The sequence below is a fragment of the Paracoccus sp. ME4 genome (genome assembly GCF_046736325.1).
In the GTDB taxonomy this organism is placed as follows: Bacteria; Pseudomonadota; Alphaproteobacteria; order Rhodobacterales; family Rhodobacteraceae; genus Paracoccus.
On the sequence record NZ_CP151276.1, the window covers coordinates 940,271 to 952,426 of the forward strand.

12 protein-coding genes are annotated in these 12,156 nt (G+C 69.8%); 7 read left to right on the forward strand and 5 right to left on the reverse strand.

Annotation, left to right across the window (positions count from 1 at the left end; translation table 11 throughout):
* The first annotated feature begins 2 nt into the window (after positions 1 to 2).
* The 7 genes from AACG61_RS04790 to AACG61_RS04820 all read left to right on the forward strand — a co-directional run bounded on the left by AACG61_RS04790 (position 3) and on the right by AACG61_RS04820 (position 6,108).
* Positions 3 to 974, forward strand: coding sequence for a TRAP transporter substrate-binding protein (locus tag AACG61_RS04790; protein ID WP_411838875.1), 972 nt, complete (start codon positions 3 to 5; stop codon positions 972 to 974).
* Between the two features lie 103 nt (positions 975 to 1,077).
* Positions 1,078 to 1,572: a TRAP transporter small permease gene (locus tag AACG61_RS04795; protein ID WP_411838876.1), complete on the forward strand. Its 495-nt coding sequence runs from the start codon at positions 1,078 to 1,080 to the stop codon at positions 1,570 to 1,572.
* 4 nt (positions 1,573 to 1,576) lie between these two features.
* Complete coding sequence (locus tag AACG61_RS04800) at positions 1,577 to 2,857, forward strand: TRAP transporter large permease (protein ID WP_411838877.1); 1,281 nt, start codon at positions 1,577 to 1,579, stop codon at positions 2,855 to 2,857.
* Between the two features lie 12 nt (positions 2,858 to 2,869).
* On the forward strand, positions 2,870 to 3,151 hold the full coding sequence (locus AACG61_RS04805; protein ID WP_411838878.1) for a cupin domain-containing protein: 282 nt from the start codon (positions 2,870 to 2,872) through the stop codon (positions 3,149 to 3,151).
* Between the two features lie 11 nt (positions 3,152 to 3,162).
* Positions 3,163 to 3,987 (forward strand): 5-dehydro-4-deoxy-D-glucuronate isomerase, encoded by an 825-nt coding sequence (gene kduI, locus AACG61_RS04810; protein ID WP_411838879.1) that lies wholly within the window; start codon positions 3,163 to 3,165, stop codon positions 3,985 to 3,987.
* Positions 3,984 to 4,709, forward strand: coding sequence for a 2-dehydro-3-deoxy-D-gluconate 5-dehydrogenase KduD (kduD, locus tag AACG61_RS04815; protein ID WP_411838881.1), 726 nt, complete (start codon positions 3,984 to 3,986; stop codon positions 4,707 to 4,709). The genes kduI and kduD overlap by 4 nt, the downstream gene beginning before the upstream one ends.
* A gap of 1 nt (position 4,710) precedes the next feature.
* Positions 4,711 to 6,108: a mannitol dehydrogenase family protein gene (locus tag AACG61_RS04820; protein WP_411839463.1), complete on the forward strand. Its 1,398-nt coding sequence runs from the start codon at positions 4,711 to 4,713 to the stop codon at positions 6,106 to 6,108.
* A 10-nt stretch (positions 6,109 to 6,118) separates the two neighbouring features.
* Here the strand turns inward: AACG61_RS04820 and AACG61_RS04825 are convergent, their stop codons facing one another.
* From AACG61_RS04825 to AACG61_RS04845, 5 genes are all read right to left on the reverse strand, one after another.
* Positions 6,119 to 7,027 carry a sugar kinase gene (locus AACG61_RS04825; protein ID WP_411838882.1) on the reverse strand — a complete coding sequence of 303 codons (909 nt, stop codon included), beginning with the start codon at positions 7,025 to 7,027 and terminating at the stop codon, positions 6,119 to 6,121.
* Positions 7,024 to 8,232, reverse strand: coding sequence for a mannonate dehydratase (gene uxuA / locus AACG61_RS04830; protein WP_411838883.1), 1,209 nt, complete (start codon positions 8,230 to 8,232; stop codon positions 7,024 to 7,026). Before uxuA ends, AACG61_RS04825 begins: the two co-directional genes overlap by 4 nt.
* Positions 8,233 to 8,244: 12 nt before the next feature.
* Positions 8,245 to 8,907: a GntR family transcriptional regulator gene (locus AACG61_RS04835; protein ID WP_411838884.1), complete on the reverse strand. Its 663-nt coding sequence runs from the start codon at positions 8,905 to 8,907 to the stop codon at positions 8,245 to 8,247.
* A gap of 114 nt (positions 8,908 to 9,021) precedes the next feature.
* Positions 9,022 to 10,338, reverse strand: coding sequence for an acetamidase/formamidase family protein (locus AACG61_RS04840; protein ID WP_411838885.1), 1,317 nt, complete (start codon positions 10,336 to 10,338; stop codon positions 9,022 to 9,024).
* A gap of 120 nt (positions 10,339 to 10,458) precedes the next feature.
* Positions 10,459 to 12,156, reverse strand: coding sequence for an ABC transporter ATP-binding protein (locus AACG61_RS04845; RefSeq protein ID WP_411838886.1), 1,698 nt, complete (start codon positions 12,154 to 12,156; stop codon positions 10,459 to 10,461).

Sequence of the window (12,156 nt, forward strand, 5' to 3'; positions counted from 1 at the left end):
AGATGAAGTTCCTGACGACGACCTTTGCCGCGCTGCTGGCCTCGGCCAGCTTCGCCGCCGCCTGCGAGATCACCCTGCGGTCATCGGACACCCATCCCGACGGCTATCCGACCGTCGAGGCGGTCAAGTCCATGGCCGAGGAGGTCCTGGAGAAGACCGACGGCCGCATCTGCATCGAGGTCTTCCCTTCCTCGCAGCTGGGCGAGGAGAAGGACACGATCGAGCAGACCCAGTTCGGCGTGATCGACATGGTCCGCGCCAGCTTCGGCTCGTTCAACGACATCGTGCCGGTCACCCAGATCATGTCGCTGCCCTATCTGTTCACCTCGGTCGAGCACAGCCACGCGGTCCTGGACGGCCCCATCGGCGAGGAGATCGCCGCGGCCTTCGCGGAACGCGACCTGGTGGCGCTGGCCTGGTACGACGGCGGGGCGCGCAGCTTCTACAACTCGCGCAAGCCGATCCAGTCGGTCGAGGACCTGGCCGGGATGAAGTTCCGCGTGATGCAGAACGACGTCTTCGTTGACATGATGTCCGCGCTTGGCGCCAATGCCACGCCGATGCCCTATGGGGAGGTCTATTCCAGCATCCAGACCGGCGTCATCGACGGGGCCGAGAACAACTTTCCCAGCTATGACAGCTCGGGCCATGCCGAGGTCGCCAAGTACTACACCCTGGACGAGCACCTGATCGTCCCCGAACTGGTCGCCATGTCCAAGACCAGCTGGGACAAGCTCTCGCCCGAGGATCAGGAGATCCTGCGCGAGGCGGCGCGGAACTCCTCCACGCTGCAGCGCGAGCTGTGGGCGGCCCAGGAGCAGGCCTCGCTGGACAAGGTGACCGCCGCGGGCGCCGAGGTCGTGACCGAGATCGACAAGACCCCCTTCATCGAGGCGATGGTCCCCGTCTACGACAAGTACGTGACCACCCCCGAGAACCGCGACCTGGTCGAGCGCATCCGCGCCACCCAGTGACCGCCACGCCCGCGCCGCGCAGGCGCGGGCCCCCCGTCATTCTCCGCCACGAAAGGGTGATGCCATGCAAGGCAGTCTCCGTGCCCTGTCACGTCTCAACACCATGCTCTGCCGTCTCAGCCTGTGGGCGGCGGGGCTGGGGCTTGTGGCGATGACCGTCATCGTCTTCGCCCAGGTCTGGTGGCGCTACGTGCTGAACGACAGCCTCCTCTGGGTCGAGCCGGTCGCCATCCTGCTGATGAGCTGGTTCATCTTCCTCGGTTCGGCCGTGGGGGTGCGCGAAAGCTTCCATATGGGCTTCGAGATCCTGCTCTACGTGCTGCCCGACCGCGCGGGAACCGTGCTCAAGGCGCTGTCGGACCTTTCGGTGCTGCTCTTCAGCCTGGGCATGGTGGTCTATGGCTGGCAGCTGATGGCGCGCACCTGGGACAGCTCGCTGCCGGTGGTGCGGCTGCCGGGGGGCTTCACCTACATGCCGCTCTTCGTGGGCGGGGTGCTGATGTCGCTGTTCATGCTGGAACACCTGCTGAACCGCCTGTCCGGCCGCCGGGCGGTGGACCGCCCCGATGCCGAAGACGTCCTGATGAGCGAGGCCTGAGCCCATGGAATACGCGATCCTCTTCGGGCTGTTCACCGCCCTCATGCTGATCGGCACGCCGATCGCCTTCTGCCTGGGCATCTCCAGCCTGGCCACGGTGATGTATCTGGAGCTGCCGCCGGTCGTGGTGTTCCAGCGCCTGTCGGCGGGCATCTCGGTCTTCACGCTGATGGCGATCCCCTTCTTCATCTTCGCGGGCGACCTGATGGTGCGGGGCGGCATCGCCGCGCGCATCGTCTCCTTCGCGGGCTCGATGATCGGGCATGTGCGGGGCGGGCTGGGACAGGTGAACATCGCGGCCTCGACCCTGTTCGGCGGCATCTCCGGCTCGGCCGTGGCCGAGGCGGCGGCCGTGGGCGGGATCATGATCCCGCAGATGAAGGCGCGCGGATACGGCGCGGACTATGCGGTGAACGTCACGTCGATGGCGGCGCTGATCGCGCTGCTGCTGCCGCCCAGCCACAACATGATCATCTACTCCATCTCGGGCGGGGGCCGCATCTCGATTGCGGACCTGTTCACCGCCGGGATCATCCCGGGCCTGCTCCTGGCGCTGGCCCTGTCGGTGACCGCCTATGTCGTGGCCCGGCAGCGCGGCTATCCGACCGAGCCGTTCCAGGGCTTCCGCCGGGTGGGGCATCACTTCCTGAACGCCATTCCGGGCCTGCTGCTGATCGCGATCATCTTCGGCGGCGTGCGTTCGGGCATCTTCACCGCCACGGAAAGCTCCTGCATCGCGGTGCTCTATGCGCTTCTGGTGACGGTGCTCGTCTATCGCTCGATGAGCTTCGCCGACTTCGTCCACGCCACGCAGCAGGCGGTGCGCACGACCGCCATGGTGCTGCTGATCATCGGCATGGCCGGAGCCTTCGGCTGGCTGATGGCCTATCTGCATGTCGCGCAGATCTCGCTCGACTGGATGCAGTCGGTGTCGGACAACCCGCTGATCATCCTGCTGATGATCAACATCGTTCTGCTGGTGCTGGGCACCTTCATGGACATGTCGCCGCTGATCATCATCACCACGCCGATCTTCCTGCCGGTGGTCGCGGCCTTCGGCGTCGATCCGGTGCATTTCGGCGTCATCATGATCCTGAACCTCGGGATCGGCCTGAACACGCCGCCCCTGGGGCCGGTGCAGTTCGTCGCCGCCGCCGTGGCCCGCATCTCGATCTGGGAGGCGATGCGCAGCGTCTGGCCCTTCTACCTCGCGGGGCTCGGCGTGCTGATGGTGGTCACCTATGTCCCGGCGCTGTCGCTGTGGCTGCCCTCCGTCTTCCGCTGAGAAGGACCCGCCATGACCGATCCCGTCCGCACCGTCCTGGCCCATGCGCCGGACCTGATGGTCGTCCGCTTCGCCTTCGCGGCGGGCGACCGGGGGGCGCTGCACAGCCATCCGCATGTGCAGTCCACCTATGTCCAGTCGGGCCGCTACCGCTTTACCGTCGCCGAACGCGACTTCGAGGTCGGGCCCGGCGACGCCTTCATCATCCCCTCGGGCGCCGAACATGGCTGCCTGTGCCTGGAGGAGGGCGTGCTGATCGACAGCTTCACCCCCCGCCGCGACGATTTTCTGTGAAAGGACCCCCGATGACCCATGTCGAGACGCGCCATGCGATCCATCCCGACCACGCCCGCGGCATGGATACCGCCCAACTGAGGCAGCATTTCCTGGTCGAGGGGCTGTTCGCCGAAGGCGAGATCCGGTTGACCTACACGCATTACGACCGCTTCGTCGTGGGCGGCGCGGTGCCGGCCGGCGCATCGCTGGTCCTGGACGCGGTGGCCGAGACCCGCACGCCCAGCTTCCTCGACCGGCGCGAGATGGGCATCGTCAACATCGGCGGGCCGGGCCGGGTCGAGGCCGCGGGCCAGGGCTGGGATATGGGCAACGGCGACGTGCTCTATCTGGGCATGGGCGCCGGGGCGGTGACGTTCTCGGGGCAGGGGCGGTTCTACATCACCTCGGCGCCCGCGCATCGCGCCCTGCCGCACCGCCTGGTCACCGTCGATGAGGCCAAGAAGGTCGAGACGGGCGCGGCCGAGACCTCGAACAAGCGCGTCATCAAGCAGTTCATCCATCCGCTGGTCATGGAAAGCTGCCAGCTGGTGCTGGGCTATACCTCCCTGCTGGAGGGGTCGGTCTGGAACACCATGCCCGCCCATGTCCATGACCGCCGCATGGAGGCCTATCTCTATCACGGCATGGCGCCCGAGGCGCGCGTGCTGCACCTGATGGGCGAACCGCAGGAGACGCGCCACATCTTCGTGGCCAATGAACAGGCCGTGCTGTCGCCCTCCTGGTCGATCCATTCGGGCGCGGGCATCGGCGAATACACCTTCATCTGGGCGATGGCGGGGGACAATGTCGACTATACCGACATGGACTTCGTCCAGCCGGGGGACCTGCGGTGAGCGCCTTTTCCCTTGCAGGCCGCACCGCGCTGGTGACCGGCGCGAATACCGGCATCGGCCAGGCCATCGCGGTGGCGCTGGCCCAGGCCGGGGCCGAGGTGATCGCCAGCGGTCGGCGCGACTGCGATCAGACGGTGGCGATGATGGGGTCGGGCCGGTCGCTGACGCTCGATTTCGCCGATCCGATGGCGGCCCGCGACGTCTTCGCGGATCAGCCCATCGACATCCTGGTGAACAATGCGGGCATCATCCGCCGCGACAATGCGGTGGACTTCACCGAGGCCGATTGGGACGCGGTGATGGACGTGAACGCCAAGGCGCTGTTCTTCACCTGCCAGGCCTTCGCGCGCGCCGCCCTGCCGCGGGGTCGGGGCAAGATCATCAACATCGCTTCGCTCCTGTCCTTCCAGGGCGGCATCCGGGTGCCGTCCTATACCGCGTCGAAACATGGCGTGGCGGGGCTGACCAAGCTGATGGCCAATGAATGGGCGGGCCGCGGGCTTAACGTCAACGCCATCGCGCCGGGCTATATCGAGACGAACAACACCGAGGCGCTGCGCGCCGATCCCGACCGCAGCCGCGCCATCCTGGAGCGCATCCCCGCCGGCCGGTGGGGCCGCCCCGAGGACATCGCCCAGACCGCCGTGTTCCTGGCGGCACCCGCGTCCGACTATGTCAACGGCGCGATCCTGAACGTCGATGGAGGCTGGCTTGCCCGCTAGGTTGCACCGCACCCCCTCCGCCGCGCCCGCGGGCATCGTCCATCTGGGCCTGGGCGCCTTCTTCCGCGCGCATGGCGCGATCTATGTCCAGGAGGCCATGGCGGCTTCGGGCGGGGATTGGGGCATCATCGGCGTCTCGCTGCAATCGCCCGGAACGCGCGACAGGCTGAGGTCGCAGGGCTGGGCCTATACCGCGCTGGAGCTGGGCCCGGAGGGAGAGACCCCCCAGGTCGTGACCGTGCTGCAGGGTGTGCTGGTCGCGCCCGAGGACCCGCAGGCGGTGCTGGAAGCCATGGCCGCGCCCTCGGTCCGCATCGTCAGCCTGACCGTGACCGAGAAGGGCTATTGCCACGAGCCCTCGACGGGCCGGCTGAACGCCGATCATCCCGACATCCGGCATGATCTGGACAGCCCCCTGCCCAGATCCGCACCGGGCTTTCTGGTCCGCGCGCTGGCCCTGCGCCGCGACCGGGGCCTCGCGCCCTTCACCGTCCTCTGCTGCGACAACCTGCCGGAGAACGGCCGCGTGGTTCGTGGCGTGGTGCTGGACCTGGCGCGGCGGATCGACCCGGCGCTGGCCGGTTGGATCGCGGATCACGGCGCCTTTCCTGCGACCATGGTGGACCGCATCGTGCCCGCGACCACGCCCGCCGATCTGGACCGGCTGGAGGCGCTGACCGGCGCGCGCGACGAGGCGCCGGTGATGCACGAACCCTTCCGGCAATGGGTGGTCGAGGACCGCTTCTGCGCGGGCCGCCCGGACCTGGGCGCGGTGGGCGTGCAGCTGGTCGAGGATGTCACCCCCTTCGAGCACATGAAGCTGCGGATGCTGAACGGCACCCATTCCAGCCTGGCCTATCTGGGCTATCTGGCCGGGCATCAGACCATCGCGGACACGGTCGCGGACTCGGTCTTTGCCGCCTATGTCCGGGGCCTGTGGCGCGAAGAGATCATCCCGGCGCTGACCCCGCCGCCGGGGGTCGACCTGACCGCCTATGCCGATGCACTGGCCGCGCGCTTCGCCAATCCGGCGATCCGGCACCGGACCTGGCAGATCGCCATGGATGGCAGCCAGAAGCTGCCGCAGCGCATCCTGGGCACCATCGCCGAAGGCCGCGCGGCGGGGCGGGCGGTGCCGGGCCTGACCTTGGCGGTGGCGGCCTGGCTGCGCTATGCCTCGGGGCGGGACGAGGCGGGCGCGCCCATCGACGTGCGCGACCCGATGGCCGCACGGCTGGCCGCGCTGTGGGACGACGATCCGGCCCGCACGGTGCAGAACGCCATGGCGCTGGAGCAGGTCTTTCCGCAGGCGCTGCGCCGCGATGCGGGCTTCGTGCGCGACCTGTCGGGTGCGCTGCAGCGGCTGGTCGGACAAGGCGCGCGGGCGGCGGTGGCCTGACCCGCGCGGGTCAGGCGGGCAGGGCCGCGCGCACCAGCGCGCCCGGATGGCGGATCACCTGCCGGCTGAGCGCGTGGCCCGCCCGCACCGCCGCCCCGCAATCGGGCCGCGCCAGCCAGGATGCCAGATAGCCCGCGTTGAAGCTGTCGCCCGCGGCGGTCGTGTCCACGGCCGCCTCGGGGCGCAGGTCGTCGATGCCGCCCGCGCCATGGCGGCCGTCCCACGCGATGGGCCCGCCGCCGTTCTTGACCACCACGTGCCCCGCGCCAAGCGCCAGATAGCGGTCCAGCGTCGCGCGCGCATCGGCATCGCCGAAATGCGTGGCCTCATCGTCGAAGCTGGGCAGGACCAGGTCCGCCTGCCCGGCGGCCTCCTGCACCACGCGGCGCATCGTGTCGGCGTCAGCCCAAAGGCGCGGGCGCAGGTTCGGGTCGAAGACCACCTGCGTGCCCTGCGCCCGCGCCACGGCCAGCGCGTCGATCAGGTGCCCGCGCCCCTCCGGCGGCAGGATCGCCAGCGTGATCCCGGACAGATAGGCCAGCGCGCAGCCCTCCAGCGCGCGGGCCAGCACTGCCGGATCATCGGCCAACCGCCGCGCGGCCGAACTGTCGCGCCAATAGGAGAAGCTGCGCTCCCCGTCGGCCAGGGTGATGGCATAGAGGCCGATCTCGCGCGCGGGGTCGCGGGCGATGTGGGTCACGTCCAGCCCTTCGGCCGCCATGAACCCCACCGCACGCTCCGAAAACGGACCGGTCCCCACCCGCGTCAGATAGCCCACCTGCCAGTCGGCCCCCAGCAGGCGGCGCAGATACCAGGCGGTGTTCAGCGTGTCGCCCGCGATGCCCGCGCGCCACAGGTCGGGCTGGCCCGCGCCGGACAGTTCGACCATGGCCTCTCCGATGGACAGGATGCGCCTCATGGGCGGGGCTTTCGCGACAGGGCGGCCTCGACGCCGCGCAATTCGGCCAGGCCCTTCAGGCGCCCGATGGCCGGATAGCCGGGCTGACCGCCGCGGCCGATATCGTCCAGGATGTCCTGGCCGTGATCGGGGCGCATGGGGATGACGGCATCCGCGCGGCCCAGGGCGCGGCGGCGGGCCTCCTCGTCCAGGACGGCGTCGATCAGGGCCACCATGTCGGTCTGGCCGCCCAGATGCTCGTCCTCGAAGAAGCTGTCGGGGATGGCGTCGCCGTCGCGGCGCACGTTGCGCAGGTGCAGGAAATGCACCCGGTCGCCAAGGCGGCGCATCATGCCCGGCAGATCGTTGTCCGGCCGCGCCCCCAGAGAGCCCGAGCACAGCGTGATGCCGTTCGCGGGCAGGTCCACGGCGGCGATGCGTTCGGCGTAATCGGCCTCGGTCGACATGACGCGGGGCAGGCCCAGCAGGGGGAAGGGCGGATCGTCGGGGTGACAGCAGAGCCGCATCCCCAGATCCTGCGCGACGGGGGCGACCTGTTCCAGGAAGTCGTGGAAATGGCGGCGCAGAACCGCGTCGGTCACGGGGGCATAGCTGTCCAGGAGGTCGCGCACGCCCTCCATGCTCAGATGATCGGCGGCACCGGGCAGGCCGAAGACGACGTTCTTGGCCAGCTCCGCGCGGCGGTCGTCGGACATCTCCGCAAAGCGTCGGGCGGCGGCGTCGCGCAGCGCCTCGGGGAAATCCTGGGCGGCAGCGGGGCGTTCCAGGATATGGATGTCGAAGGCCGCGAAATCGGTCAGGTCGAACCGCATGCAGCGTGCGCCGTTCGGCCGCCGCCAGGCCAGATCGGTGCGCGTCCAGTCCAGCACCGGCATGAAGTTGTAGCAGATGACCCGCAGCCCCGCCGCATGCAGGTTGCGCAGCGATTGCACCCAGGCCGCGACATGGGCGCGCCAGTCGCCGGTCTGGGTCTTGATCGCCTCGGAGACGGGCAGGCTCTCGACCACGTCCCAGCTCAGGCCCGAGGGCGCGCCGTCGCGCATGACGGCGATGGCATCCTGGCGCGCGCGGATCTGGTCGGGGGTCCAGACCTGTCCGGTGGGCACGTGGTGCAGCGCGCTGACCACGCCCTGCACGCCGGCCTGCATCATGTCGTCGATCGAGACGGGATCGGCTGGTCCGAACCAGCGCCAGGTCTGTCGCATGCGGGGACCCTTTCAGTCGGTGAAGTAATCGGGATGATCGGCCGCCATCTGCGGCAGCTCGGTCAGCATCTGGCGCAGATGCGTGCGGATCGCGGCCTCGGCCGCATCGGCGTCGCCCGCCTGCAGCGCGGCCAGGATGGTGCGGTGCTGCGCGATGGTCGCGCTGCGGTCGAAGACGCGCATCGACAGGTGCCGCATGCGGTTCATCTGCGCCTTGAGCCGCTCCAGGTCGTGCCAGACGCCGGGCTGCTGCGCAGCCTCGGCCATGGCGCGGTGAAAGCGGTCGTCGGACTGGATGAAGCCGGGCACGTCGCCCGCCGCATCGGCCTGTGCCTGAAGGTCCAGCTCGGCCGCCATCGCGCCCAGGTCGGGGCGCAGCCGTGCGACCTCGCGCGCCAGATCGGCCTCGACCGCCTCGCGGATGAAGCGCGCCGAGCGCACCGCCCGCATCGAGATGCGCCCGATATAGGTTCCGCGCTGCGGCAGCACCTCGGCCAGCCCGTCGGCGGCCAGCCGGATGAACGCCTCGCGCACAGGTTGCCGCGACAACCCGACCTGGGCCGCGATCTCGGTCTCGGACAGGCGCGCGCCGGGCAGCAGGTCGCCCCGCAGCACGCAGGCAAGCAACCAGTCATGAACCTGCTGGGCGGTGGTGGCGGAGCGGATCGGAATCATGGGCACCGTGTCGGATCAGTTGATCCCCGGCATATGCCATACTTCCATACTAGTAAAGATGTTTCCCGGAGGCTGCCGACGGTCGCCGCCGCAATGCCGCGGCGGCGACCGGGATCACAGGTCGTACTGCTCGCGCGCGTAATCGCCCAGGCCCACGGCGTCCAGCCGCGCCAGCGGCGCGAGGAAGGTCACCTGGATCACGCCGGGCGCGCGGCCGATCTCGATCGCGCCGTTGATCGTGGCGCGGTTGCGGACCTCGGGGACGGTCATGCCCAAGAGCCTCGCCGCGCGCTCCAGCCCGTTGGTGATGGCGTCGTTCAGGTTCGCGGCGGTGCCGATGACGCTGATCGGGGCCACAGGCTCGATCGGGCCCGCGCCCCATTTCTCGGCCAGGCGCTGACCGCGGGCACGTTCGGCGGCCGAGAAGGGGCGCGCCATCGGCGGCAGATCCTCGGCCAGCGGGAACAGCACGGGGCCGTCCAGCGGATAGTTCTTCACCACCTCGACCTGCAGGGTGACGCTGCCGGCCACGTCCATCGTGTGGCCCGCGATCTCTCCGTCGCCCTGGCCGGCATGCATGTCGCCCATGTAGACGCCCGCGCCCGGCACCTTGACCGGCGCCACCAGGATCGCGCCCGCGCGCACCGCGTCGATGTCCATGTGGCCGTCGGTCTTGTGCTGTGCCAGCTGTTCGGCGGTGATCGCGTAATCATGCGGCGCGCCGACCAGGAAGGCGCCGAAATCGCCCGCGTTGTGGCTGTCGGGCATCGCCATCGACGGGCAGGTGCCCAGTTGCCCCAGGAAGGGCCGCATGCGGACCAGCGTGCCCGGCATGTCGGACGGCGCGAAGGTCAGGATGGAATGCTGGCGGCTGCCGTCGGGCAGGGCCGCATAGCGGTCGGCGTCCTGCGCGATGGTCCGGGCCGCGTCGCGGGGCAGGGTCAGGCCCACGGTCCGCGTCTCGTCGAAGGTCACGGTATAGCCGTGGGCGATCTCGAACGGGGTCACCGGGTTGCCGCAGGCGTCGCAGCGGACGGCGTCCTGGCCGATGCCCTCGACATGGGTCTCGGGCCAGACGGTGTCGCAGGTCGGGCAGCGCGCGGCCACATAGGGATCGCCCAGGCAGAACCCCTCGGGCGAGGTGTCGTGCCCCGAGGCCGTCGCGACCGAGGTGACGGTGATGTCGCGGATGCGGATGGCCACGCCGTCGCCCACCTCGGCGCCCACGACGAAGACCGGGGTGGTGACCTCGTGCCCGCCGCGCAGGCGGGGCGTGATCATCGGCCCCCAGCAGCCGGGCGCGGTGTTGGCGATGATGGTGCCGCCGTTCTCGACCGGGCCCAGCATGGGCGCGGCCGGGTCCAGGACGCTGTTCGTGAACTCCGACACGACGACGCTGCGGCGCGATGCGGGAACGCTTCCGTCTGGCATGGGATCCTCCGGGTGGGTGCTAATGATGCACCCAGCCTAAGGCAGGCCGTGCGGACTGCAAGCCCACCCGCGACCGCGCCGGCGTGACAGCCGGTCGCGGGCGGGCGGTCTGCGCGGGCCTCAGGCCGCCAGGCGGCTGTAGAGGCCGCGCCGGGCGATCAGTTCGGCATGGCTGCCGGTCTCGGCGATGCGGCCGGCCTGCATCACCACGATGCGGTCGGCGTTGCGGATGGTGCCGAGGCGGTGCGCGATGACCAGCGTGGTGCGCCCGACCGACAGGGCGTCCAGGGCGGACTGGATCTCGCGCTCGGTCTGGCTGTCCAGCGCGCTGGTCGCCTCGTCCAGGATCAGGATGGGCGGGTTCTTCAGGAAGGCGCGGGCGATGGCCACGCGCTGCTTCTGCCCGCCCGACAGCATCACCCCGCGTTCGCCCACCACGGTGTCCAGCCCCTCGGGCAGGCCCGCGATCAGGTCGTCCAGCTGCGCCCGCGCGGCGGCCTCGCGGATCTCGGCCTCGGTCGCGTCCAAGCGGCCATAGGCGATGTTCTCGCGCAGCGTGCCGCCGAACAGGAACACGTCCTGGCTGACCAGGCCGATCTGGCGGCGCAGGCTGTGCAGGCGCATCGCGGTCAGGGGCAGCCCGTCCACGGTGATCCGCCCCGCGGTGGGCTCATAGAACCGCGGCAGCAGCGCCAGAAGCGTGGTCTTGCCCGCCCCCGACGGGCCCACGAAGGCCACCGTCTCTCCGGCGCGGATATCCAGGTCGATGTCGGTCAGGATCGGGCGGCCCGTCTCATAGGCGAAGCCCACGCCCTCCAGGCGGATCTCTCCGCGCAGGGCGGGGGCGTCGGTCGCGTCGGGGCTGTCGGCGATCTCGGGATCGGTGGCCAGCAGCTCCTGAAAGCGGCGAAAGCCCGCGATGCCCCGCGGATAGGTCTCGATCACGGCGGCGATCTTCTCCAGCGGGCGATAGAAGACGCCGACCAGCAGCAGGAACCCCACGAAGCCCCCGGTCGTCAGGTCGCCCGACAGCACATAGCCCGCGCCCACCACCATCACGACGACCTGGACCAGCCTGAGGCCCATGTACTGCAGCGCGCTGGAGGCCGCCATGACGCGATAGGCGTCCAGCTTGGCCTGGCGATATCGGGCGTTGTCGGCAGCGAAGAGGTGGCTCTCATGTGCCTCGTTGCCGAAGGCCTGAACGACGCGGACCCCGCCCAGGGCCTCCTCCAGCCGCACGTTGAAATCGCCCACCCGCGCATAGATGGCCCGCCAGGTCCGCGTCATGCGCCCGCCATAGACGATGACCAGGACCAGCATCGCCGGGACGATCGCCGCCACGATCAGCGCCATCTGCGGATGGATCCAGAACATCAGCAGGAAGGCGCCCACGAAGGTCATCAGCGCGATGAAGGCGTCCTCGGGGCCGTGATGGGCGACCTCGCCGATCTCCTCCAGGTCGCGGGTGACCCGGGCGACCAGCTTGCCGGTGCGGGCGCGGTCGTACCAGCGCCAGGACAGCCGCGTCAGGTGGTCGAAGGCCTGGGCGCGCATCGCGGTCTCGATGTTGATGCCCAGCTTGTGGCCCCAGTAGATCACCACCGTCAGCAGCCCCGCATTGACCGCATAGAGCGCCAGCAGCCCCCCGGAGGCGGCGACCGTCAGCGACCAGTCGCCCTGCGGCAGCAGCGTGTCGATGAACCACGTGACCGCCAGCGGAAAGGCCAGCTCCAGGAGGCCCGACAGGACCGCGCAGCCGAAATCCAGCCAGAACAGGCCCATGAACGGGCGGTAGTAGGAGAAAAAGCTGCGCAT